22 protein-coding genes are annotated in these 25,015 nt (G+C 53.5%); 4 read left to right on the forward strand and 18 right to left on the reverse strand.

Translation table 11 applies throughout. The features are described from left to right. Positions 1-112 precede the first annotated feature (112 nt). The 12 genes from ACTJI9_RS07515 to ACTJI9_RS07570 all read right to left on the reverse strand — a co-directional run bounded on the left by ACTJI9_RS07515 (position 113) and on the right by ACTJI9_RS07570 (position 11,643). Entirely contained in the window at positions 113-1,153 is a 1,041-nt protein-coding gene (locus tag ACTJI9_RS07515) for a sulfate/molybdate ABC transporter ATP-binding protein (RefSeq protein ID WP_115051529.1), read from the reverse strand. Between the two features lie 11 nt (positions 1,154-1,164). Next, the gene (gene cysW, locus ACTJI9_RS07520; RefSeq protein WP_440807025.1) at positions 1,165-2,052 is read right to left on the reverse strand and encodes a sulfate ABC transporter permease subunit CysW; all 888 of its coding nucleotides are present in this window, start codon (positions 2,050-2,052) and stop codon (positions 1,165-1,167) included. After that, positions 2,036-2,878 carry a sulfate ABC transporter permease subunit CysT gene (cysT, locus tag ACTJI9_RS07525; RefSeq protein WP_115051527.1) on the reverse strand — a complete coding sequence of 281 codons (843 nt, stop codon included), beginning with the start codon at positions 2,876-2,878 and terminating at the stop codon, positions 2,036-2,038. Before cysT ends, cysW begins: the two co-directional genes overlap by 17 nt. 60 nt (positions 2,879-2,938) lie before the next feature. Beyond that, positions 2,939-3,925 (reverse strand): sulfate ABC transporter substrate-binding protein, encoded by a 987-nt coding sequence (locus tag ACTJI9_RS07530; RefSeq protein ID WP_370878850.1) that lies wholly within the window; start codon positions 3,923-3,925, stop codon positions 2,939-2,941. 254 nt (positions 3,926-4,179) lie between these two features. Then, positions 4,180-4,356 (reverse strand): hypothetical protein, encoded by a 177-nt coding sequence (locus ACTJI9_RS07535; RefSeq protein WP_162802393.1) that lies wholly within the window; start codon positions 4,354-4,356, stop codon positions 4,180-4,182. 15 nt (positions 4,357-4,371) lie between these two features. After that, complete coding sequence (locus ACTJI9_RS07540) at positions 4,372-4,878, reverse strand: hypothetical protein (protein WP_307282198.1); 507 nt, start codon at positions 4,876-4,878, stop codon at positions 4,372-4,374. Between the two features lie 391 nt (positions 4,879-5,269). Further along, entirely contained in the window at positions 5,270-5,860 is a 591-nt protein-coding gene (locus ACTJI9_RS07545) for an SCO family protein (RefSeq protein WP_115051524.1), read from the reverse strand. Further along, positions 5,860-6,390: a copper chaperone PCu(A)C gene (locus ACTJI9_RS07550; protein WP_115051523.1), complete on the reverse strand. Its 531-nt coding sequence runs from the start codon at positions 6,388-6,390 to the stop codon at positions 5,860-5,862. The genes ACTJI9_RS07545 and ACTJI9_RS07550 overlap by 1 nt, the downstream gene beginning before the upstream one ends. A 22-nt stretch (positions 6,391-6,412) precedes the next feature. After that, positions 6,413-7,777: a PepSY-associated TM helix domain-containing protein gene (locus ACTJI9_RS07555; protein ID WP_337353997.1), complete on the reverse strand. Its 1,365-nt coding sequence runs from the start codon at positions 7,775-7,777 to the stop codon at positions 6,413-6,415. An 83-nt stretch (positions 7,778-7,860) separates the two neighbouring features. Beyond that, positions 7,861-8,244, reverse strand: coding sequence for a hypothetical protein (locus ACTJI9_RS07560; protein ID WP_307282206.1), 384 nt, complete (start codon positions 8,242-8,244; stop codon positions 7,861-7,863). A 232-nt stretch (positions 8,245-8,476) separates the two neighbouring features. After that, positions 8,477-10,429, reverse strand: a complete 1,953-nt coding sequence (locus ACTJI9_RS07565) for a MacB family efflux pump subunit (RefSeq protein ID WP_336442316.1) — start codon at positions 10,427-10,429, stop codon at positions 8,477-8,479. Continuing rightward, positions 10,426-11,643, reverse strand: coding sequence for an efflux RND transporter periplasmic adaptor subunit (locus tag ACTJI9_RS07570; RefSeq protein WP_115051519.1), 1,218 nt, complete (start codon positions 11,641-11,643; stop codon positions 10,426-10,428). The genes ACTJI9_RS07565 and ACTJI9_RS07570 overlap by 4 nt, the downstream gene beginning before the upstream one ends. 311 nt (positions 11,644-11,954) lie before the next feature. Here ACTJI9_RS07570 and ACTJI9_RS07575 point away from each other — a divergent pair, with 311 nt between their 5' ends. After that, positions 11,955-13,172 carry an Mrp/NBP35 family ATP-binding protein gene (locus tag ACTJI9_RS07575; RefSeq protein WP_440807031.1) on the forward strand — a complete coding sequence of 406 codons (1,218 nt, stop codon included), beginning with the start codon at positions 11,955-11,957 and terminating at the stop codon, positions 13,170-13,172. Between the two features lie 36 nt (positions 13,173-13,208). On the opposite strand, the gene ACTJI9_RS07580 is transcribed toward ACTJI9_RS07575, so the two are convergent. After that, complete coding sequence (locus ACTJI9_RS07580) at positions 13,209-14,372, reverse strand: acyl-CoA dehydrogenase family protein (protein WP_337353994.1); 1,164 nt, start codon at positions 14,370-14,372, stop codon at positions 13,209-13,211. Between the two features lie 152 nt (positions 14,373-14,524). Here ACTJI9_RS07580 and ACTJI9_RS07585 point away from each other — a divergent pair, with 152 nt between their 5' ends. Next, complete coding sequence (locus ACTJI9_RS07585; protein ID WP_115051516.1) at positions 14,525-15,217, forward strand: winged helix-turn-helix transcriptional regulator; 693 nt, start codon at positions 14,525-14,527, stop codon at positions 15,215-15,217. Between the two features lie 21 nt (positions 15,218-15,238). On the opposite strand, the gene pip is transcribed toward ACTJI9_RS07585, so the two are convergent. The 3 genes from pip to ACTJI9_RS07600 all read right to left on the reverse strand — a co-directional run bounded on the left by pip (position 15,239) and on the right by ACTJI9_RS07600 (position 18,803). Further along, on the reverse strand, positions 15,239-16,192 hold the full coding sequence (gene pip, locus ACTJI9_RS07590) for a prolyl aminopeptidase (RefSeq protein WP_435530084.1): 954 nt from the start codon (positions 16,190-16,192) through the stop codon (positions 15,239-15,241). A gap of 136 nt (positions 16,193-16,328) precedes the next feature. Beyond that, entirely contained in the window at positions 16,329-17,957 is a 1,629-nt protein-coding gene (locus ACTJI9_RS07595) for an alpha-D-glucose phosphate-specific phosphoglucomutase (protein ID WP_440807034.1), read from the reverse strand. Positions 17,958-18,185: 228 nt separating this feature from the next. Continuing rightward, the gene (locus ACTJI9_RS07600; RefSeq protein ID WP_115051513.1) at positions 18,186-18,803 is read right to left on the reverse strand and encodes a L,D-transpeptidase; all 618 of its coding nucleotides are present in this window, start codon (positions 18,801-18,803) and stop codon (positions 18,186-18,188) included. Positions 18,804-18,977: 174 nt separating this feature from the next. Between ACTJI9_RS07600 and ACTJI9_RS07605 the strand changes: the two genes are divergently transcribed. After that, positions 18,978-19,472 carry an MmcB family DNA repair protein gene (locus ACTJI9_RS07605; RefSeq protein WP_115051512.1) on the forward strand — a complete coding sequence of 165 codons (495 nt, stop codon included), beginning with the start codon at positions 18,978-18,980 and terminating at the stop codon, positions 19,470-19,472. Positions 19,473-19,713: 241 nt separating this feature from the next. Then, complete coding sequence (locus tag ACTJI9_RS07610) at positions 19,714-22,593, forward strand: autotransporter domain-containing protein (protein ID WP_440807036.1); 2,880 nt, start codon at positions 19,714-19,716, stop codon at positions 22,591-22,593. 402 nt (positions 22,594-22,995) lie between these two features. On the opposite strand, the gene ACTJI9_RS07615 is transcribed toward ACTJI9_RS07610, so the two are convergent. Further along, on the reverse strand, positions 22,996-23,559 hold the full coding sequence (locus ACTJI9_RS07615) for an ActR/PrrA/RegA family redox response regulator transcription factor (RefSeq protein WP_115051510.1): 564 nt from the start codon (positions 23,557-23,559) through the stop codon (positions 22,996-22,998). A gap of 95 nt (positions 23,560-23,654) precedes the next feature. Further along, positions 23,655-24,956, reverse strand: coding sequence for an ActS/PrrB/RegB family redox-sensitive histidine kinase (locus tag ACTJI9_RS07620; protein WP_115051509.1), 1,302 nt, complete (start codon positions 24,954-24,956; stop codon positions 23,655-23,657). Positions 24,957-25,015 lie beyond the last annotated feature (59 nt).

The following is a 25,015-nucleotide window of genomic DNA, read 5'->3' on the forward strand; positions in this document are numbered from 1 at the left end:
CCGAGATAGTCGGCAACAATAAATAAAATGACTCTGAAATCGCTAAGACGAAAAATTTATTTGCTGAAATAAAAGCCGGGATTTGAAGATTCCGGCTTTTACCAATCAGTTACTAGGCGCTTTTCCCAAATACGCGCCAGTGCTTTGGCAAGAATGCCAGCGGCGAGCCGACTTTTGCGGGATGATCAGCTGGAATTTCGATCTCGACGCGGCTTTCAGTGCCATCAATTTCAAGTTCGACACGGCGTGTTGCGCCTACGCGCCGGCTGGCTATTACGACGCCACTGATACGAGCTTCAGAGCCGCCGAGAAGCTCCACATCATGGGGGCGAAAATAAAGCACGCCTTTTCCGTCGGCTTGTTCACTTTTCAGATCAAGCGCCTTATCGCCGAGATGGATCGTCCCTGATTGGATGCTCACGTCCAGGGAACTCGACTCGCCGATGAAACTATAGACGAAGGGCGAGTTGGGGCGGTCATAGACCTCATCGGGCGTGCCAACCTGTTCGATTTTCCCCTGGCTCATCACGACCACACGGTCGGCAAGTTCAAGTGCTTCATCTTGATCATGCGTAACAAACACAGTGGTGTGCTGGGTCTTGTCATGAATTTCACGCAGCCAGCGACGCAGTTCCTTCCGAACTTTGGCATCAAGCGCGCCAAATGGCTCATCAAGCAGCAGCACGCGCGGTTCGATAGCCATGGCACGGGCCAAGGCGACACGCTGCCGCTGCCCGCCGGAAAGTTGCGCGGGATAACGTTTCTCGAGGCCCGAAAGCTGGACGAAATCAAGAAGTTCGCTCGAACGTCTGCGGATTTCCTCTTTGCTTGGCCGATTAGCGCCGGGCCGCACTTTCAAACCGAAGCCGACATTATCGATGACAGTCATATGGCGGAACAAGGCATAGTGCTGGAAAACAAAACCGACATTGCGTTCCTGCACTGATTTTAAGGAAGCATCCTCATCACCAAAGAAAACCTTCCCATCGGTCGGGGTTTCCAACCCTGCGATCAGGCGCAAGAGCGTTGTCTTTCCCGATCCCGAAGGGCCGAGCAATGCAATAAGCTCACCCGAATTTATATCCAATGATACGTCGTGCAGCGCCGGAAACCGGTCAAACTCCTTGCGCACACCACTTACTCGAACTTCCATAAATATTCCCCTTAGTGTCCACCAGCAGCGCGAAGTTCTGCCCCATATCGCAACTCCAGTAGAGTTTTGAGAACGAGCGTCACCAGCGCCAGCAGCGCAAGTAGCGAAGCCACTGCAAAAGCAGCGACAAAATTATATTCATTATAGAGAATTTCGACATGCAGCGGCATCGTATTTGTCAGGCCGCGAATATGCCCGGATACGACCGAAACTGCACCAAACTCTCCCATTGCCCGGGCGTTGCATAAAAGAACGCCGTAGAGCAAGCCCCATTTAATGTTGGGCAAGGTGACATGCCAGAAAGTCTGCCAGCCATTTGCTCCCAGGGACAATGCTGCCTCCTCGTCCGTTGTTCCCTGATCCTGCATGAGAGGGATCAATTCGCGGGCCACAAATGGAAAGGTGACGAATACGGTGGCAAGCACGATGCCCGGCACGGCAAAGAGGACTTCTATGCCATGTGACTTCAGCCACGGACCAAGGAGGCTTTGCGATGAAAAGAGCAGAACGTAAACCAGACCAGAAATGACCGGAGATACCGAAAATGGCAGGTCAATCAGTGTTGTTAAAAAAGCTTTGCCCTTGAATTCGAATTTGGCGATAGCCCAAGCGGCAACGACACCAAAGACAATGTTTAACGGGACTGCAATTGCCGCAACCAGTAAGGTTAACCGTATTGCGGCCAGCGCATCGGGTTCTGCAAAAGCAGCAAGATAGGCTTCTGGACCTTTGCGGAAAGCCTCAACAAAAACGGCAATAAGCGGCAGCAACAGGAAGAGCCCGAGAAATGCCAGTGCGGTGGCTATGAGAACAAAGCGTGCCGTGCGGCTTTCCGTAGTGGCAGGATGCCATGCCTTGGCAGATTCATTCGATATCGGCAGATCATGTGCCATAGCCATACCTCCTGCGGCTCCATGCCTGAATGAGATTGATCACGAGCAGCATCAGGAAGGAGATGGACAGCATGATTGTCGCAATGGCCGTGGCACCCGCATAGTCAAATTCCTCGAGCCGGATGACGATCAGCAAGGGCGCAATTTCCGAAACATAAGGCAAGTTGCCTGCAATGAAGATAACGGACCCATATTCTCCAACTGCCCGGGCGAAGGCCAGTGCAAAGCCTGTCAGAATGGCAGGTTGAAGGCCCGGCAGCAGCACGCGCGTTATGGTTTGGAAACGGGTTGCTCCAAGCGTCGCAGCTGCCTCTTCCACTTCCTTGCGGATTTCTTCCATGACGGGCTGGACTGTGCGAACAACGAAGGGAAGACCAATGAAAATCAAAGCGATGACGATACCCAGCGGTGTGAATGCCACTTTGATACCCAAGGGTTCGAGCCATTTTCCAATCCAGCCATTCTTGGCATAAAGGGCTGTGAGCGCGATGCCGGCAACAGCGGTCGGCAGCGCAAAGGGCAAGTCGACAATAGCATCAATAATGCGGCGGCCGGGAAAGCGGTAACGCACGAGAACCCAGGCAACAATAACGCCAAAGACGACGTTCACCAAGGCGGCGATAAATGATGTACCAAAGCTAATCTTCATCGCGTTGACGGTCCGAGGATCAATCGCAACATTGAAAAAGCCCTCCCAGCCGAGAGCGGCAGAGCGCCACACCAGACCGGCAAGTGGAATAAGGACAATAAGTGCTAGGTAGGCAAGCGTGAAGCCAAGTGTCATTCCAAATCCTGGAATGATACTTGGCCTCTTGAAGCGGAATGGAGTCATTGGGTAACTCCATCGCGGTTTGGCTGCCAACCTGTTTTCACAAGGTTGGATTTCATGTTTTTACTGTTTCGGCTTGTAAATCTGGTCAAATGTTCCGCCATCTCCAAAGTGATAGGGCTGTGCTTTGGCCCATCCACCGAAGATTGGATCATCGATTGTCACCAGTTTCAACTCGGGTAGTTTCTTGAGGAGATCGGCCGAGACGAGTTTTGGCTCGCTGGGACGGTAGAAATGCTTGGCAGCGAGCGTCTGACCCTCTTCAGAATAGAGGTATTGCAGATAGGCTTCCGCCGCTTTTCTTGTCCCTTTGGCATCAACATTCGCGTCTACGATAGCAACGGGCGGCTCAGCCAAAATTGATTGGGGCGGCACAACGATATCGAACTTGTCGGCACCAAACTCCTCTAGCGAAAGATAGGCTTCATTTTCCCAGGCTAGGAGAACGTCACCCAGTTCACGCTGCGCAAAGGTCGTGGTGGAGCCACGAGCGCCGGTATCGAGCACAGGAACGTGCTGGAACAGTGTTGCGATATATTCTTTGATCTTGGCTTCGTCGCCGCCGAACTGGCCATTTGCCCATGCCCAGGCAGCAAGATAATTCCAGCGTGCGCCACCCGATGTCTTGGGGTTTGGTGTAATAACCTCAACGCCGTCCTTGATAAGGTCACCCCAATCCTTGATGCCCTTTGGATTGCCCTTCCGAACCAGAAAGACAATGGTCGATGTGTAAGGTGCGGAGTTATGGGGATATTTTGTTCGCCAATCAGGATTAATTTTCTTTGTGGCCGAGACAATCGCCGAAATATCGCTTTCAAGCGCGAGTGTTACGACATCGGCATCCAAGCCGTCTATTACCGCGCGTGCCTGTTTACCTGATCCGCCATGGGACGTCTGTATGGTAACAGTTTCCCCTGTATCAGCTTTCCACTTGGCTGCGAATGCCGCGTTGAAATCCTTATAGAGCTCGCGCGTTGGGTCGTAAGAAACGTTCAAGAGCGTGGTGTCCGCCAAGGCAGCAGACATTGGTTGTGACGCGACCGTTGCCATAAGCAGAACGGTCGCGAAGGCTATCGATAATCGGGAATTTTTCATGCCTGCCTCCGTGTGATTGAAACTGAAGGGTAGCAGAGCCTCTGAAAATGAGGCGTTAGAAAGAATTCCTTTTATATCACAAAATTAGAAAACTCTACCGGATAGCCATAGTCTATAGGAATAGTCGTCTATATTTTGGCCGTGTTGGTTCTGTCGCAAAAAGAATTGCTGGGTCTTGTCGTGATCCAGCGTCAAAAATAGTGCGGTATTTATTTGCGAACTGTCAGTTTCACGGGCGTCGCATCAGCAATTTTGACGTAACCGGCAAGCTCGGCGCGTGTTGTATCTTCTTTGGGTAGTTTGATGGGCATGACAAAGATAGCTGCAGTCAATAGCACTGTCGCTGCTACCGATAATTGTCGTTCCCGGCGCGAACTGATAATCATGATTTCTCCCCTTCCTTAGTGGTATTTCGCGCGCATAGGGCGGGAAATAATGTCGTCGATCGCAGATTTTGGAATGGGCAGGAGCACCTGATCCAGTTCTACGAGTGTTTCGGCAAATGCGATTGCAGCGTTTTCGACTTCCTCGTGACGGGAGGGACATGCCATTGCATTGAGGCATGTTCGTGCTGCAACCATGTCGCAATTTTGAAGACCGGCAACGAGTCCCAATATCATGCATTCTTCTCGGCAGACGTGATGGGAGCCAAAGGGAAATGTTTTCAACGGGCACAGGGCGCAATGGCGCAATGTACGCACGAAGTAAGACAGTTCTGACAAGGCATGATTGCCGTTGCGATCACCAAGAATCTCGCTGTAGAGACCATAGGCCATTTCCCATGCAACAACAGAGCCGGTTTCAAATCCGGCAGTCCAGCGGCGATATCCTTCGAGCACCAGCTTTTCAGGAGCACGATCGAAATAACAGCCGGTATGGTTCCGCGATTCAGATAAGCCAGGAAACATCGCGACCTCCGTCCTGCGGAAGATTGCGGGTAGGAGCAAGCAGGCTATTGCGTAATCGCTGCAGAAGCTCATCAGAGCCTAAAGCAAACGACGGACGCTGACGCCTCAGCAAAGAGACCACGCGTTGGCATGGCAAAAAAAGACCAATCATAAGGTCCTCCAATCGAACGGGTTCAAGGCCCAAACATCAAAGGGTGTACTCATTGTACAAATGCATAAAGGCTGCTGAAAAAACGGTTGTCAAATACTAAATGTTTAAAACGTTCAAAAATATCAATAGCTTAGAATAATTCTAGGAAATTATGAGTTTTTTAGTATACAAATGTTCTGATAGCTTCAGTTTCTGCCGGCATCTCCTCCCGATTTTCGGGAGGAGAACGGTTTGATGGAATCAGCCTGCGATGAGCAGCTTTAACTTTTTCAAGGCAACGTCGGCATCTTCTTTATAATCAATCGTGCTTTTCAGGCGTGCATCGCGATCGAGCAACATGATAGATGCTGTGTGATCCATTGTGTAATCACCATCTTCAGTTGGAACCTTCTTGGCGTAGATACGCCAGCTTTTGACCAGCTTTTCGATCTCTTCCGGCTTGCCTGTAATGCCGGTTATCCGGTCGGTAAAGGCCGCAGTATACCCTTTCATCACTTCCGGCGTATCGCGCTCAGGGTCGACGGATATAAAGAAAACGCGTAAATCCTTGCCTTCGTCCCCAAGCGTGTTCAGCAGCCCGGCCATTTCGAACAATGTAGTTGGGCAGACCTCAGGGCAGTGTGTGAAACCAAAAAACAGAGCTGTCGGATGGCCCTTGAATGCGGCCTCGGTAATAGGAGCACCGTTTTGATCAATCAGATTAAAAGGCGTGCCCAGTTCAACTGATTTTTGTGTACTGGCCTGCCGACCGCTGACGTAAGTAAGAACCAGAAAGATGGTAAGGGCAGCGATTGCCGCCCATAGACCATAGCGAACCCACCGCATATTCATCAGTTGTGCTCCATGCTTGCAGCGTTTGCTGCGCCCACCATAAATTGAACTTCGACCTTGCCTGCCTTGGCAAATTCAAGCGTCACGGGGATCATGTCGCCTTCCTTCAACGGCTGGGCTATATTCATAAACATCAGATGAAGTCCCCCCGGAGCAAGCTCTGCAGTTCCGCCAGCGGGTATTTCGAGTCCTTCCTTGAGCTGGCGCATTTGCATGACATCGCCTGCCATTTTCATTTCATGCACCTCAACGCGCTCGGCGGCAGGTGTCGTGCCGCCCATTAGCCGGTCGGGCTCGTTGGCCGAATTGGCGATCTTGAGATACCCGCCACCTACTTTTGCACCGGGCAAAGTAGCACGGGTGAACGCGTTACTAAGCGTCAAATCTCCAGCTTTTACCGGTTCCATTGCATCTTCGGACTGGCTCGCTGGGGCGTCATGCCCCATCTTGGAGTGGTCATGAGCCTGCGCTGCAAAGGAAAGGGACGTGGCGACAAATGCAAGTGCGGCAATTCGGAATAGTGTGTTCATGGAACGTCTCCAATTCGAATGTTTACGAGAATACGCGTTTCAGGGGAGAGGGGATACGAGTGACCAGCTGATCGATGACCAACATGGCCAGGATGGCAAAGCCGGTAAGCGGAAAAGCTACGCCGAAGCCCAGGATTACCACGGTCAGCATAACAAAGACGCTGGTTTGAGATGGCATGGGCGGCACGCCCAATCGGCCTGATGGGCGGCGTTTCCACCACATGACTATAGCAGTTACCGACATTAGCGTAATGGCGAGGCAGGTCAGGAGCATGAGGATCTGGTTCGCCAGCCCAAAGTACTGACCCATATGAACCCCAACGCCAAATTCTATCGCTTTGCCGCCAATGCCATAGTCGGAAAACTTGATGTCAATCAATGGCTTACCCGTATATTGGTCATAATGGATCGTTTGTTGCCTTGCTATGTCGTCAGGAAAAATCGCGGCGGTATAAACACCTCCCTTGCCCCTGGGCAGCGAAACCTCATAGCCGGGAAACATACCCGCTTCATTGGTAGCGGTGACGATCTGATCAAGACTGACGTTCTCTCCTTTGGAAGCTGCGTTGGATGCCGGTACGGGGGCGTTTTCTACAGTCCAGCCAGCATGATCGACCACATCCTTAGTGGGCACTGTCGAAAGGGGAACATCATCCCAGAGCTTGGTTGGATAACCCATTCCTGCACTGGAAAGCGCTGCATTAACCTGCTCGCCCCAATAGCCCGACCAAGGCATTCCAGAGATCGCCAGAAAAAAGATCAGCGCTCCGGCAGATGCGCCGGTAACGGCATGGAGGTCACGCCAGAACACACGTTTTGAAGGGGTTCCACGGACGCTGACAACGCCGCCGGTTTGTGAGCGCGGCCACCATAAATAAAAACCGGTGACGACCAAAATAAGCGCCATTCCTCCGACAGCTTCGATTATCCTATTGGGAACAAAGCCAAAATATTTCAGGCTGTGAATATTCCGGACCACCTTATTGAATTCATTTTCCGCCGCAACAGTGCCAAGAACGGCCCCGCTATAGGGATTAACGAAGACGAGAACGTTCTCAGTAGATGTGCCGACAGTGACACGAACCGAATGCGATGGATCGGCGGGAACGCGGTATCGGACAATTTTTGAACCAGGTACCGCTGCCCTCGCATTTTCCGAAAGCACTGAGGGAGCCAGGGTTTGGCCTTGCGGTTCCACAATATTGCGATAGGCGAAAACCGTATCGTCAATCTCGTCCTTGAACAGATAGAGCCCGCCCGTGACGGCAAGATTGATCATGAACGGAATGACGAAAAGTCCCGCTAAAAAATGCCAGCGCCACACGGCGCGATAAAGAGATATACTGATATTGTTAGGCTTTTTGCCAGCCTCGGCAAGAACGGCCATAATTATTCCAATCGTCTGACGGCCAAAGGAGATGGACCTGCGCGGGCAGGGCCATATTCAAGCGCCAAAGGGCGCAATGGGTGTCAGACTGATGGCGGTGCTTGCGGCGGCGCGGATGGCGGATAGGCGTGCCGCGCAATGAGGGCAGCTTCCCGCTTGATCGCAAGTGATTGTAACGGTTCAATTTTTGCGCTGGCGACTGTAGCCGGAACGGGCAATATGACCGAAGAAACAAGACGGCATGCCTCGCAACCAGTGCCATGCCAGGCTGTCTTGTGATGATCCTTTTCATTGCCGGTATCGGTCAGGCAAAGCACGGGCAAAGAGCCGTCGGGAAGGGTATAGGCTGAAAGATCATCCAGAGCAGGCGCAGCGGAAACCGGCTGATGGGCAAAGGCAACAAATACGAGCGCCAATGCGCAAAGCATGCGCACCGCCATTCGCCAATTGTTCCAAACTTCGCGCATTATCGCCTCGTTAGCAGTCCAACATTTTCATAGCTGTACTTTTGATGAAAAGCCATGCGGCAAAGAGTAATGCAACCGACGACAACCAAATTGCACGCTAGGATTACTTTTTTTGAGCAAGAATCGACGATTCTTCGGCAAATTTCTCCAATTGTTCTGAAAAACCGTGCCACATGTCGAGCAAACCCGGTCGAAATCGGAAAGCACTGTTCAAGTGTCCGTTTTGCTGCCCCTAATCGCGCGCCAGAGCATCAATCGGATTGAGTCGTGCGGCTTTTCGGGCAGGCAGGAATCCGAATGTCAGTCCGACAATGACGGCGGTGATGCAGGCAACCATGATGGCATTGACCGAGACAATCATCGGGAAGGAACTGCCAATGGGAGCAAAGACTGCCCCTATCGCCAAAGCGAGTCCAACGCCGATAATTGCGCCGGTCACAGTTACCGCGGAAGCCTCAATCAGAAATTGCAACATGATATCGATCTGGCGTGCGCCGACCGCCATGCGCAGACCGATCTCTTTTGTGCGCTCGGTCACCGAAACCAGCATGATGTTCATGACGCCGATACCGCCGACGACGAGGGCGATGGCGGCGATGGATGACATGAGCAGTGAGAGAATCTTCGTCGTGTTTTCGATGGTCTTGCGCATCTGGTCACTGTTGAAGATGAAAAAGTCCTTGGTGCCGTGACGGCGCTCAAGCAGCGCGACGATGGCTTTTTCAGCAGCTTGGGTGTCCACATTGTCCGACACGCGCAAAGTGATTTCGCTCAGGCTCCCTGCACCGCTTATCCGGGTAAAGAGGCTTGTGTAAGGCATGTAGATTTGCAGCCGTTTGTCCTCGCCCATGCCGCCGGTGGTCTTGGCTGCGACGCCGATGACGACGACCGGAACCTGCGCAACCACGATCACCTGTCCGACAGGGTTCGCCACATTCTTGAACAATGCCTGTTTGGTATTGTCGTCAATGACGACTTGCTGCAAGCCCATGGCTTGGCTTCGCGCATCGAAGAAACTGCCTTGCACGATTTTACGCTGGACAACGCGGAAATAATTATCTCCTACGCCATTGATTGTCGCGTCAACCGAAACATTACCAAACTGGGCTTTGCCGGTCGCCGAGACGGAGGGCGTTACGCTGTCTACATAGGGCTGCGAGCCCAAGGCTTCGGCATCGGCAATCACGAGGCTTTTAATCTTGGCAGCGTTTTCATCGCCCCAATCCTTGCCCGGGAAAATGCTGATCGTACTGGCGCCAAGACCATTGATTTCGTTCAGCACCATGCGCTGGCCGCCTTCACCAAGGCCGACAACCGCAACAACGGCTGCAATACCAACGATAATTCCGAGCATGGTCAGCGCTGTGCGCGTGCGATGCGCAATCATGGAACGCAGAGCCATGGGCAGTGCTTCCATAAGTCGGCGCATAAAACCGCTGAGCCATCCGGCAGATGCAGGCTGTTGCGTCAGTTTGGCTGTCGTGGACACGGGTCTGTCCGGTTTGCGCTGGTCGGCAAGGATAGCGCCATCCTTGATTTCGATGATCCTGTCCGCATGACCGGCCACATCCATATCATGCGTCACGATAATGATCGTGTGACCGGCAGCATGAAGCTCTTTGAGAATGTCGAGGACATTTTCGCCGCTCTTGCTATCCAGCGCGCCGGTCGGCTCATCGGCAAGAATGATTTCGCCGCCATTCATCAAGGCCCGCGCGATGGAAACGCGCTGTTGCTGCCCGCCAGAAAGCTGGTTCGGCCGATGGTCCATGCGATCACCAAGCCCGAGACGCTCAAGAATGGCGATGGCGCGCGACCGGCGCTGGCCCTTTGGTGCGCCGGAATAGACCGCAGGTATTTCGACATTACCGATGGCGCCAAGATCGGGCATGAGATGATAACGCTGGAAGATGAAGCCGAAATGTTCGCGCCGCAATTCGGCAAGCTCGTCTTTCGTCAGGCCGGAAGTCTCGCGACCAGCCATGGTATAGCTGCCCTTGCTCGGCTGATCCAGGCAGCCAAGAATATTCATGAGGGTCGACTTGCCGGAACCGCTGGCCCCGACAATGGCGACGAATTCCCCGGCTTCTATGGTCAGGTCGATATTATCGAGGGCAATGACTTCCTCGCTGCCCGCCGCGAAAATACGCGATAGCTGTTTGACTTCGAGCAGGGCTGAACTCATGACGAGGGTGTCTCGCTGCTTGCAGCCTTGCTGGCGTCAGCCGCGGGAGTGCCGCCCTCAATGACAACCTCGTCGCCAACGCGCAAACCTTCAACGACTTCAGCCTTGATCATGTCGGTCAAGCCGATCCTGACAAATCTCTGTTCGGTTTTTCCCTCAGCCAGTTTGACCTTTACCTTGTAACGGCCATCCGGCTCTCTGTTGGAAAGGGCAGACCACGGAATGATTGGCTTGTCCTTGATCGAGCCGATGATGATATGGACTTGCGCGGTCATTTTCGTCCGCAGACGAGAGTCCGGATTCGGTACAGTGAGCAACCCGTCATAATAGATTGCGGTGCCTTTGCTGCTGTCGGTTTCGACGCTGGATTTGGCATCGGTGGTGATTGATGGCGGGGCAAAATCGATGCGCTGAAGTTCGGCTTCATAGCGCGTTTGCGCATCGCCCATAATGGTGAACCACACCTTCTGGCCGGGCTTGGTGCGCCAGACATCGGCTTCAGAAATTTTGACCTTCACATTCATCGTATCGAGCTTGGCGACGATCACCACGGTTGGCGTGGTTTGTGTGGAATTCAGCGTCTGGCCCTGCTTGGTGACAACTGCAATGACAGTGCCATCAATGGGCGAGACGATTCGCGTATAACCAAGATTGGCCGTGGCCGTTTCAACATTGACTTCCGCCTGTTCGATCTGCGCGCCAAGCGAAGCAATCTCCGCCTGCAAGGCAAAATAGTCAGACTCAGCCGTATCGAAGGCCATTTGCGAGGCCGCCCTTTGCTCAAGCAAAGCGGTCTGCCGCTCATAGGCAGCCTGTGCCTTTTTGAGCTGAACCTGTTTGACCCGCTGCAATGCCTGGCTGTTTGCCAGTTCCGCCTTGGCAACACGCAATGCATTTTCCTGCGGGACAGAGTCAATCTCGGCAATAGGATCACCGGCCTTTACCGGCTGGCCGGATTCAACATAAAGCGTTTTCACCTGCCCGGAAACCTGCGCACCGACATTGACCATCTGCACCGGCTCCAAAGTACCCGTTGCAAGCACGGTCTCCTCAATGAAACCAAGTGCGACAGGAGCAGTGAACACGCTCTGCTCTGGTGCTTTGCCGGAGGAAAAAACCTTTGTCATCAACAGCCAGACGACAAGAATTGCGATAATGGCGAAGACGATCAGTTTCAGAGCGCGGCTGCGGAAGCGGGAACGGACTTGAGGCATGATTCTGACCTGACGGAAATGCGGGTGCTTATGGGCGATAGAGGGATTTGGCTAGAACGCCACATTATGGCTTTTTCACATCGAACATATCCCGCGAGTCGAGTTTTCACTTATCGCCGGATAGGGTTGCTCCATGAATATTGCGTGAAAATGACGAACTGATCCACCAACCGGGAACTGAACTGCGATTGTAAAGCGGGATTATTGCCCGCAAAGACAGGCCGCGTACAAATGTCCATTGGCGTTTTTGCTCAACTGCATTATCTGAAGTGTCAGGGTCTGACCCCAAGAATGACAGGGATGGAATTGCAATGGCAGATGTGACGAAGACCGAGGTCCTGGAACAATTGAGGACGGTGACCGGTCCGGATTTCAACAGCAATATTGTCGAGCTTGGTCTGGTGTCAGACATCTTTATCGCCGACAATAAAGTGTTCTTTTCGATCACCGTCCCTGCCGAACGTGCTCAAGAGCTGGAGCCGCTCCGCTCTGCCGCCGAACGTGTGGTCAAGGCAATGCCCGATGTAAAAGGCGCAGTGGTTGCATTGACCGCCGAAAAACGCGGCGGCCCGACAAGCGATGACGCGCCGCGTGCTGCGCCTGCACCAAGACCTGCGCAAAGACCGGCACCGGCAGGCGCGGTGCCGCCGCAACGTGTACCGGCTAAAGCTCCGCCAGCCGCTGCCGGCCATGCCGGTCACAGCCATGCGGCAGCGCCGGTCAAATCCGGAGTGCCCGGCGTTGGCGCTATTATCGCAGTCGCATCCGGCAAAGGCGGGGTTGGCAAATCGACGACCGCTGTCAATCTGGCTTTGGCTTTGCAGGCCAATGGTCAGCGCGTCGGTATTTTGGATGCAGATATTTACGGACCTTCCATGCCGCGTCTGCTGCACATTTCCGGCAAGCCGGAAGTGGTTTCCGGCCGGGTGCTGAAGCCGATGGAAGGCTATGGGCTGAAGGTCATGTCGATCGGTTTCCTTGTGGACGAGGAAACGCCGATGATCTGGCGCGGCCCCATGGTCATGTCGGCGCTGACACAAATGCTGCGCGAAGTGCAATGGGGCGATCTCGATGTGCTGGTGGTGGACATGCCGCCCGGTACCGGCGACGCACAATTGACCATGGCGCAGCAGGTGCCGCTTGCCGGTGCGGTGATCGTTTCGACACCCCAGGATCTGGCGCTGATCGACGCGCGCAAAGGGCTCAACATGTTCAAAAAGGTCGATGTGCCGCTGCTCGGCATTGTTGAGAATATGAGCTATTTCATCGCGCCGGATACGGGCGCGCGCTACGATATTTTCGGCCATGGCGGTGCACGCAAGGAAGCAGAACGCCTTGGCGTTCCATTCCTTGGCGAAGTGCCGCTGGTGATGGAAATCCGCGAAATGTCGGATGCAGGAACACCGGTCGTCATCAGCAATCCGGATGGCCCGCAAACCAGGGTCTATCGTGCGATCGCTGCGAAGGTTTGGGAACAGCTGAAACTGGCCAAGGGTGGGCGCACCGCTCCTGCAATCGTTTTTGATTAGAGGATGGCGGCACTTAGGCCGCCATCCAAGTCCCCTTTAAAAGATATGGTCCACAGGCTGGCCCAAAGCCATTGCTCCGGCATAATGGGCCTGCGGGCCCTGCTGTAGCGGATGGTAGCGGGCGCCCTGTATGTCGCGGAAACGCTGTTCAAGACGGTTATCCCGGTAAAATCCGCTGCCGCCCGCCAATTCCATTGCCAATTCCACGGCTTTAATCGCGTGTTCGGCGACAAGAGACCGACCGATCATAGTTTCATTGACGGTTGTCGCAGAGGGCGCGTTGCGGGCAGCTATGTTCACCATCCACTGATGCGCCAGTTGCGCGGCGCGCAAGTTTGTATCCATTCGGCCAGCAAGATTGAAGCTGTGAGCGCTCAAGGGTTTCTTACCGGCGAGGCCAACGGCAATATCACGCGCGCTTTCAGCAACGCCAAGATAAACCGCATAGATCAGCGGAAAGGCAATTGTGGAAATGATCTGGAACAAAGGATGCCATTCGCCAGCCTTGCGTGAGAGGGCGACGCCGCTATCAGGAATAAACAGATTATCGAAAATGACGTCGTTGGAACCAGTGCCGCGCATGCCCATTGCCTTCCAGGTTTCAACGACGCTCACTCCCTCGGCCTTCATGGGAGCAGCAAAATGGATGACGTTATGTGATCCGTCGTCATTTTCAACCATGGCGCCCGTCATCAAAAGATTGCCCGCATTAGCCCCCGAGGTGAATATTTTTCGCGCCGAGATGCGATAACCGCCATCAACTTTAACGGCCTTGCCGGAGCCGCCAATCCAGTCGGAACCGCCGCTGGAAAGCAGGATCAGCTTTTCGGCCGCAACACGTTTCAACAGAGGTTCTACGGCAGCCAGTTTCTGATGCTGCCAACGCCAAGCGGGAATTGCCACCTGATGGGTGTGCATGGAAAAAGCCAGCGCGGTCGAGGGGCATGCATGTGCGATAATCCGCAACATTTCCGCCAGTTCCGTAACATTCGCGCCTCCACCTCCAAGTTCAAGCGGTACGCCGATTTCGATAAGGCCGGCTTCTTGGAGCAACCTGTAATTATCGGCGACAAATGTATCCGTCGCATCGATATGACCGGCATTATCGGCGAAAGCGGATGACAATGTGCGAGCAATCTCAGCGGCAGGGCTCGCATGAGAATGTGTCTCGGCATTATCAACCGATGATGAATGTGCCATGGTGTTCATGATGTTCTCCTCGCTTTTGTTTTTAGTGAAAGTAAAAATCCTCTCATTGACGGGCTTCGTCTAGTTCACGAAATGAACTAGCCCGTTCCCTTGCCCGATCTTTTGGAGTACCTTCAAACAAAATAAAGTCCTGAGGGGGACTCATGGAAACGCATGGCGGATACGGTCAGTTCTGTCCGGTGTCGATGGCCTCTGAAATATTATGCTCTCGATGGACAACGCTGATTTTGCGGGAGCTTTTATGCGGCACGACGCGCTTCAATGATTTGCGCCGAGGCGTGCCGCGCATGTCGCCCGCACTCCTTTCAAAACGCCTGAAAGAGCTTGAACGCGCTGGCGTCATAATGACGGTTCCAAATGCTGCGGGCGTTCTGGAGTATCATCTTTCGGCGGCCGGTGAGGATTTGCGCCCCGTAATCATGGGGATCGGTTTTTGGGGGCAGCGCTGGGTGGAATCCAAGGTTTCGCTGAAGAATCTCGATCCATCGTTGCTGATGTGGGATATGCGCCGTCATCTCAATCCGAAACCATTGCCGCAGCGCCGGTGTACGATTCAATTTCTGTACCCTGAACTGCCTCAAGCGCGGCAAAATTTCTGGCTTGTCGTTGAGGACGGTTCTGTTGACCTTTGCGGGTTTGATCCGGGATATGACATTGATCTGCTCATCACGAGTTCATTGAAGAGCATGACCGCAATCTGGATGGGCCTCTCAATGGTCCGGCGGGAGGTGGATGCTGGCAACCTTGAGTTTGACGGCGATCCTGCAATCGCCGCCTCCATGCAACAGTGGTTGGGCCTCAGCCCATTCGCGCAGGAACCGCGCCGCGTCTCATGACAGGATGTAAGGTGATGAAATCTAGAGTCCGGCAAATTGGTCGGTGGCCCGAATTAACCGATCGAGTATGCCCGGTTCCGTATAGGCGTGACCTGCCCCTTCGATAAGATGAAATTCGGCATCAGGCCAGACCTTGTGAAGCGCATAGGCATATTTTACCGGGCAGGGCATGTCATAGCGCCCCTGAACAATTACACCCGGAATGCCATGGAGCTTATGAGCGTCACGAAGCAACTGCCCCTCCTCCAGCCACGAGCCATTTATAAAATAGTGGTTTTCCAATCTGGCGAAGGCGAGAGCGTAGTGACCATCCCTGAAGCGTGCGGAATATTCGGGATCGGGAAGAAGCGTCACCGTCTCGCCTTCCCAGATCGTCCATGCTTTAGCCGCTTCAAGCTGGGCAATTTTGTCGTCTCCGGTCAAACGTTTATGGTATGCCGCCACCATATTACCGCGCTCTTCCAAGGGAATGGGTGCCTGAAAAAGCTCCCATTTATCTGGAAACATCTCGGAAACGCCGAACTGATAATACCAGTCGATTTCTGCCTTTGTGACAGTATAGATGCCGCGCAGGATCAATTCACTGACATGTTCCGGATGTTTTTGCGAGTAGGCGAGGCCAAGCGAAGATCCCCATGAACCTCCAAAGACCATCCATTTGTCAACGCCGATCAGCTTTCGCAACCGCTCGATATCCTCCACGAGATGCCATGTTGTATTCGCATGAAGATCAGCATGTGGAACAGACTTTCCGCAACCACGCTGATCAAATAACAGGACATCGTAGACATCAGGATTGAATAGGCGCCGGTGGTTCGAAGAAACACCGCTTCCTGGACCGCCATGCAAAAAGACGGCAGGTTTCCCACCCCGTTTACCGGAGCGTTCATAATAGATGGAGTGCCCATCTCCTACGTCGAGCATACCTGTTTCATAAGGTTCTATCGTTGGGTAAAGCGTGCGAAGTTGGGTCATCAATGCCCCTTGATGTTTTGAAAGTTCGATGAGGGTGGAGTTTATGGCAGCATAAATCCAGCGAGTGTGGTCTGACACACATTGCTGGATTATGTCCGTTGGGCTGGTTCAGCAGCCTCTGCCTTCCGACTGCCCTTTACGTGATTACGCTCGGCTCTTTACGGCCTGTCTGGGCCTTTATGCCGGAAAGCTCTTCGGCGGCGATGATGAGATCCGCCAACGCTCCCTGCGTTTCCAGATCGTGTCGTGACGGGTCCGGCTCATAGCGTTCAATGTAAACGCGGATCGTAGCGCCGGATGTTCCTGTGCCGGACAGGCGGAAGACAACGCGGGAGCCGCCTTCAAACAGGATGCGAATGCCCTGATGCTCGCTGACGGATTTGTCGACCGGATCATGATAGGCGAAATCATCGGCTGCCGCGATTTTAAGGCCCTGAACGGACGTACCCGGCAAGCTGGCGAGCTTGGCCCGCAACGCGTCGATAACCTTGTTTGCACTGGCCGTGTCGACGCCTTCATAATCGTGGCGCGAATAATAGTTGCGGCCATACTGAGCCCAATGCTCAAGCGCGATTTCCTGCACGCTCACGCGCCGCACTGCAAGAATATTGAGCCAGAGCAGAACAGCCCAAAGCCCATCCTTCTCGCGCACATGGTTTGAACCTGTGCCGGAGCTTTCCTCGCCGCAGATGGTCGCCATATCCGCATCGAGCAGATTGCCGAAGAATTTCCAGCCCGTCGGGGTTTCATACATGCCGATTTTCAGCTTCTCCGCCACGCGGTCGGCGGCGCCGCTGGTGGGCATGGAGCGGGCAATGCCTTTAAGCCCGGCCTTATAGCCTGGCGCAAGGTGGGCATTGGCTGCCAGCATGGCAAGCGAGTCTGAAGGGGTGATGAAGATACCCTTGCCAATGATGAGGTTGCGGTCGCCATCGCCATCGGAAGCAGCACCAAAATCAGGACCATCCGCAGACATGAGAAGGTCGTAGAGTTCCTTGGCGTAAACCAGATTAGGATCAGGGTGGTGGCCGCCAAAATCAGTCAATGGCACGAAGTTGAGGCAGGTACCTTCCGGCGCGCCGAGGCGCTTTTCGAGAATTTCCTTGCCATAGGGGCCCGTAACCGCATGCATGGAATCGAAACGCAGGGTGAAGCCCGATTTGATTAGGGAGCGGATGGCGTCAAAGTCGAATAGAGTTTCCATCAAGGCCGCATAATCGGCAACGGAATCGACAATCTCCACATCCATGTCGCCAAGCTTTTGCGTGCCGATTGTGTCGATATCAATGTCGGCGCTCTCAGCGATCCTGTATTCCTTGATGGTCTTGGAAATGGCGAAAATAGCTTCTGTAATTTTTTCCGGCGCGGGGCCACCATTGCCGATATTATACTTGATACCGAAATCTTCGGTGGGGCCGCCGGGATTGTGGCTGGCAGACAGAATCAGCCCGCCAAAGGCTCCATATTTGCGAATGAGATGGGACGCCGCCGGAGTGGATAATATGCCGCCTTGCCCCACGAGCACCCGGCCGAAACCATTGGCGGCTGCCATTTTCAAGGCGATCTGGATGACTTCGCGATTGTAGAAGCGGCCATCTCCGCCGATCACCAGTGTTTTGCCTTCATATCCTTCAAGCGCGTCGAATACGGACTGAATGAAGTTCTCCGCATAATTGGGCTGTTGGAAAACAGGAACCTTCTTGCGAAGCCCAGACGTGCCGGGCTTTTGGTCATCGAATGGTGTGGTGGCAACGGTTTTAAACATATTCACTTTCCAGTTTTAGCCTCTATCCGGGTTGGTCCAAGATCGACAGGTGCAATCTATGAGGCGGCAGATGATCAGGTCAACACGGCAAAATCAGGGGAGGGAAATAAAGACGGGTTGAAGCCTTCGCCGTATTCTAGGGTCCGGACCCTACTCATCCAACAAAAAGGCCACTCGAAAGTGGCCTTTTGCTGCAATGTTTTGTGGTTCCGCCTGAGCGGAATTCTTCTAGCGGACGACAACCTTGGCACCAACCTCGGCGCGATTGTAAAGGTCGATAATATCCTGATTCATCAGGCGGATGCATCCTGAAGACATGGCTTTGCCGATGGACCACCACTCCGGCGTGCCATGCAGGCGATAGCCGGTATCGCCGCCCTTGTTGAAGAGATAGAGGGCGCGGGCGCCAAGCGGGTTTTGAAGGCCGGGTCCCATGCCATTGCGGAATTCAGCCAGTTCCGGCTTGCGCTTGATCATTTCTTTTGGCGGGGTCCATGTCGGCCATTCACGCTTGAGCGCAATGCGTGCCGCACCGTTCCACTCAAAGCCTTCCTTGCCGACGCCTATGCCGTAACGCATGGCCTTGCCGCCGCCCAGAACGAAGTAGAGAAATTTTGTCTGTGTATCGACGATGATCGTTCCCGGTGTCTCACCGCCATCATAGCGAACTTCCTGTCGCAGGAATTGCGGCGGGATTTTTGCACGGGGAATGGCGGGGAGAACGTAACCTGCATCCGAAACTGAACTATAGGAGGCTGTTGAGTAATTAAACCCGATCGTGGAACAGCCGGCTAGAGCAGTTGCGCCCATAAGGCCAGCCGCAAGAACGATAGTTTTAAATCGCATGATCACCCCGTTGGTTGTGCGAATCTATATGTTACTTATTGTTGCCTCTTTAGCGCCATTATTGTTAAAGCTTCATTAACCGTAAAGCTTAGTTTTCCATTAACCATGGTTTTCACCTACCTGTGGGTGTATTTTCCACCACATGGTTGCAAAATTGCCGATAGATTCGCCGTCATGCCTATAGTCAGTCTGAGCCAGACCAATCCGCTTATTGATGGCCGCCAATCCGAAAATGCCATGCTGGTGCGGCGCGGCGTGCAGCGGCTTTTCCTCGAAATGGGCTTGGCAGTCATGCCGGAATTGTCGCTTGCTTCCGGCCGTCGCGCCGATCTTGTAGCCTTGTCCCGCAATGGTGAAATCTGGATTGTCGAAATAAAATCATCGATCGAGGACTGGAAGGTTGATCGAAAATGGCCGACCTATCGCGATTATTGCGACCGGCTGTTTTTTGCTACTCATCCGGGTGTTCCAGCCGATATATTCCCCGACGATTGCGGCTTCATTCTATCTGATGGATATGGTGCCGAGATCATCCGTGATGCGCCCGAGCACAAGCTGGCAGGCGCAACACGCAAGGCAATGACGTTACGCTTTGCCCGCGTCAGCGCCGCGCGCATGACCCTTGCCGAATTATCCGGCATCGACCTGCCGCAGACGGACATGGAATAGGGTGCGTTAAAAAAAGATATTTTTAATCAGTAAGTTAAATCTAGCCTACGGCTGGAAAACTCCCTCCTGTTATCGCCCATATTGCGATCTTCCAACTAATATTTTCTGCGGAGCAAATGCAAATTTCCATAAGCCTAAAGCCTAATTGACGGCCTCCATATGCAATCTATGGTTATGCAACATTCATTAAATGCAACTGTAAAGCGTATCTGATTTTTGTATTGTGTATCGGAGTTTCTTTATGGCTTATTCTTTGAGCTGGGCCAATTTTGGCGCAAAAACCTATTCCATTGCAGATTTTCGCAATCGTTTGAAATATAGAGTCGTTTCGACGCTCATCCTTTTGGCAACAAGCTATCCAAGCTATGCCGAGAGTGCGGTCAAGGCAGACGCCGGTCCTGATAAAAGCGCGCAGACTGGAGGCGATCCTTTCGCCTTTGATATCGAGGGTCATGAAATCATATCCTTTCCCAGCGACAACAAATCGTTGGAGAGGTTGCGGAAATATCATCCCTATCTCGGCGAACGGGAGCTTCTCGACATTTTGAAAGTAGCCGCTGCCAAAAGCCGGGCCACAGATCGCTCTGCCATGATCGATGTCAACGAGGAAAAGCGCGGCCCCATTCAATTTTTACGGCGTTTCACCGCGAATGTGAGCGGAGACGAGACTGAAATTACCTGGAAAAATAATATATCAAATGCCTTGCTTGAGCAGCGCAAAGCACAAATTGCAGCGGAGCTTGCTGCTTTGAAAACCAAGCAAGCCGAAACCAGTTTCGATCATCCTGATAAAATTATTGCGGAGAAAATCGCTGCGCTCGAGGCCATATATGCCGAGCTTTTAAACCTTGATGCCGGATTGACAAAAACTGGCTCGGGGATGCTGGTACTTGAAGGCGTGAATACCTATTCAGGTGAAACACGCATTAAAGAAGGCACGCTGATGGTCTCGGACAACAAGTCCGATCTAGCTGGACAGGAGCTGCTCGGCGATGATGGGGTGGCAATCGTTCCTTCGCTGCAGTCTCCCGTTCTGGTCGATAAGGGGGCATCTCTGGCGTTAGACGGGGCTATCCGAAATTTGGTCACTGTTAATGGTTATCTCTATGGTGTGGGTTCGATAGATTACCTTCTGGTAAAGAGTGGGGGAACAGTAAGTGCCGGCAATTTTGAAACTCGAGCAGGGGTACTTCATGTCGGTGAAGATGCGACCTTTGAGAAGGGCAGTCAGTTGGACGTTGAGTTTACGCCAGACTTAGCGGTGATCAACAGACTCGATATCGGTGGTAAAGCAATTTTGAATGGTGGCACTGTCAGCGTGTCGTTGGATAATGGAAATGAATTATCCGAAGGCATGGCTGAAAGCGTGTTTGGAAAACGATTTGATATTTTGACCGCAGGGAAGGGTGTGACAGGTCGATTTAGAAAGATCGACCCTCGCTATAACTACATTACCCCGATGCTCGATTATTCAGACGAAAACAGAGTGGTTTTGTTTTTCGACTTTACCCCGGCCGTCAAAGCCGAAAAAGCAAAAGAGCTGGAAGAACAACTAGCGGCTGCTGAGCAAGCAAAACGTGACGCGGAGAAGGCCGTTGTGCTGCTCGGTGCAAAGGCCAAGGAGAAAGCGGAAGCAGAAGCTGAAAGGCTGCTGCTTGCAGAAGAAGCGCAAGCAAAGGCACTTGCTGATGCAAAGGCCAAAGCAGAGGCAGAGGCGATTGCCAGGGCGCAGGCGGATGCCGAGGCTGAGAGATTGCGGCTTGCAGAAGAGGTGCAAGCGAAGGCACTTGCCGAAGCAAAAGCCAAGGCAGATGCAGAGGTGGTCGCCAAGGCGCAGGCGGATGCAGAGGTGGTCGCCAAGGCGCAGGCGGATGCAGAGGCTGAAATCTTGCGGCTTGCCGAAGGAGCCGAGAAGCTAAAGGCACAGCTTCTGCAAGCGCGGATTGAAGCTATGCTGGCTCCGGAGTTTCTGGCCGTTGGTGTTGCAACACATAACCAGAAAGGTGCGTGGAGCGGCATTCAATCGCTTGGGTTAAGCAATAATGAACTGCTTCAGCAGGTGATAAAGTCTACCAGCGACAATCCCCTTAACTTCGATGCCCTCTCCGGCGAGGTTCATGCCACGCTTTCCGGCGTTCTGGCGCAGGACAATCACTTCATTTCCGATGCGGCAACCGCGCGCTTGCGCAATGGCTTTGGCGGGGTGGCAGGCAAGGCGCAGGCCGTTACCACACCATTGGCCTATGGTTCCGAGGGCAAGGCAAAGCAGAGCAATGCCTTTGCTGCCATTGAACCTGCCGCTGCCACCACGGCGCTTTGGGGTGAGGCCTATGGTGCATGGGCGCATGCGGATGGCAATGGCAATGCTGCCGGCTATAGTCGCAACACGGGCGGGTTCATCACTGGCATGGATGGCGTGATTGCCGAAGATTGGCGGCTTGGTGTTCTGGCCGGTTATGGCAGCACATCGCTGCATGGCAATGGCAAGGCATCGGTGGAGAACTATCAGGTGGGTGTCTATGGCGGCACCAAGCTTGATGCGCTCGGGCTTCGCTTTGGCGTCAATCTTGGCCAGCATGAGATCGAGACCAAGCGGAGCGCCGCGTTCGGCGGGCTGAATGAGGAGCATGAGGCTTCCTATGATGCGCGTTCAGTGCAGGTCTTTGGTGAGATCGGCTATCAGCTCGATACGCCCTATGCGGCGCTCGAACCCTTTGCGGCGGCACGCCATGTCCATGTCAAAACCGATGGCTTTGGCGAAGATGGCGCAACCAGCAATCTGACCGGTGCAGCATCAAGCACCGATCTGACGGTGACAACGCTGGGTCTGCGTGCCTCGCGCCAGTTCGCGTTGGGTGAAAGCACGACCCTTACGGCGCGCGGCATGCTGGGCTGGAACCATGGCTTTGGCGATGTGACGCCGCAGGCAAGCCTTGCCTTCAACGGCGGGCAGGGCTTTACGGTTGAAGGCACCGGCATTGCCAAGGATGCCGCTCTCATCGAGGCGGGATTGGACTTCGGCATTAGCAAGGCCACCAGCATCGGTGTCAGCTATACCGGCCAGTTCTCCAGCCAGTCACATGACAATGCCATCAAGGCCGATCTGAGCGTGCGGTTTTAGGAGCGATAAACAAGGGCGGTAGATGATGCCATCCTTGTTGCTTCTATATAACAGGAAGGCAGATTGACCTGTGGCAAGAGCCTTGTGATTTGCCTTTGGTTGCAAGAGCGCGATGCGTGGTTCACCCTTTGACAGGCTCAGGAGGGCTCACCATGAGGAAGGCCGGGGATTGCAGCGAGGTTGTCCTGTTAGCGCTATTGCTATCCTCAATTTCGCTCATGAGCCTGGTAGTAATTCTAATTCTGAGACATTGAAGGACAGCTTTGCAATCCTCAACCTTCCTCATACTGCATCAGTGCAATGACGGTTATAATAGGGTGGACGGCTGTTATCCTGTGGGACGAAGCAGTGCAATATACAAGAAAAGGGTAGTAATAGATCGCCCGTAAAGCGTCCGGCAATCTAGCGCGGGGCGCGCTTGGCCAAAATACGCTGCAAGGTGCGTCTGTGCATGTTAAGCCGGCGTGCTGTTTCAGAAACATTCCGGTCGCACATTTCATAAACGCGCTGGATATGTTCCCAGCGCACGCGATCGGCCGACATCGGATTTTCAGGCGGCGCCACCTTTTCACCGGAACGGCGGGTCAGGGCTGCGAACACCTCGTCCGCATCAGCCGGTTTTGAAAGATAATCGATTGCGCCGAGCTTTACGGCGTTAACCGCTGTCGCAATATTGCCGTAGCCGGTGAGAATCACCGCGCGCGTATCTTCGCGGCGAGCACGAATGGCTTCGATAATATCGAGACCATTGCCATCGCCAAGGCGCATATCGACAACCGCATAGGCCGGGGCATGGCTTTTGACGCTGGCAAGCCCCGCCTCCACCGAATCGGCAATCGCCACGGTGAAGCCGCGTGTTTCCATGGCGCGCGCCAGACGCTGCAAGAACGGCTTGTCGTCATCAACAAGAAGAAGTGTCGGATCGTTGCCAATGGCGGCAATATCGTCCTGATCCGTATTATCCATCAGGGTTTCCTGCTCATTTTGTAATAGTTAGTGATGTAATGGTTCGCAATGAAGAAAAAGTCAAAGGCTAGAGCAAGTTTTGTTTAACAGGCGAACTAGCCGCTGGTCGTCAATTCGCTGATTGGCCAGATCACGACGACCTCCGCGCCCTGTCCCGGATCATTGCGGTTGCGGAATGTTATTGTGGCACCGGAACGCTCCAGAAGCGTTTTTGCAATAAACAGACCAAGACCAAGACCGCCACCATGTTCATTCACTTCGCGGTCGCGGCCCGTCGTGTAGGGCTCACCGATACGGTCCAGAATTTCGGGAGCAAAACCCTTGCCATCATCGCTGACGATGATCTCGACGGTTTTGTCGTTCCAGCCCCAACTGACCCTAATCGTATGCTTGGCGAAATCGACGGCATTCTCGACCAGATTACCCAGGCCGTAAATGATGCCGGGGTTGCGGCGGATAAATGGTTCGATGCCTTCGCCGCGCAATTTGGTGACTTCAATGCCGATCCCAAAGTTCCTGTTCGGTTCAATGACTTCCTCGATAAGCGAGGAAATCTTCAACCGGGACATATGCTCTTCGCTGGTGGATGAAAGGCTGGTGAGACGTTTCAGAATCTCGCGGCAACGTTGGGTCTGCGAACGCAAAAGCTCGATATCTTCAGCAAAACGGTCATCCTGCTTCAGACTGCGCTCCATCTCCTTGGCAACAAGGGCAATAGTGGCAAGCGGTGTACCAAGTTCATGGGCGGCTGCGGCGGCAAGGCCATCCAGCGCGGACAGATGCTGCTCGCGCTGGAGAATCAATTCTGTCGCTGTCAGCGCATCGGCCAGCAGGCGTGCTTCCTCAGCCACGCGATAGGCATAGACCGCAGTGAAGGCCAGAGCGGAAACGACCGAGCACCACACGCCTGCAATGAGTATGAAAGGCAGGTGCATGCTTTCGCCCGGATACCAGGGAAGCGGCAGGTAAATATAGGCAAGGACAGTGGCGCAGATGGTGACGAGAAGTCCAAGCAGAATGGTCGACCATGAGGGCAAAGACGTTGCCGATATGATGACAGGAACAATCATCAGAACAGCAAAGGGATTTTGCAAGCCGCCGGTCATGTAGAGCAGGCCCGCAACCTGCAAAATATCAAAAGCAAGCACGGGAATGGCCGCGCGTGGCTGTAACCGGTGGTTGATCGGATAGCGGAATGACATGAGCAGATTGAGCCATGCCGAACAGGCGATCAGCGCAAAACATACACTGACCGGGAAGGGGAATTTCAGGTAGAGCGCGACAAACAACACCGCGATGCTTTGACCTGCCACTGCGAGCCAGCGCAGGCGAATGAGCGTAGTCAACCGTAACCGGCGCGACAAATATGAAGAGCGTATGCCAAAATCCTGAACCATGAAGGTGCTTTAGATCAAATGTGGCAAAAATGGAATTGGAGAGTTCGGCGAGGGTAACG

It is taken from the genome of Phyllobacterium sp. 22552, assembly GCF_052044585.1.
Lineage (GTDB): Bacteria > Pseudomonadota > Alphaproteobacteria > Rhizobiales > Rhizobiaceae > Phyllobacterium > Phyllobacterium ifriqiyense.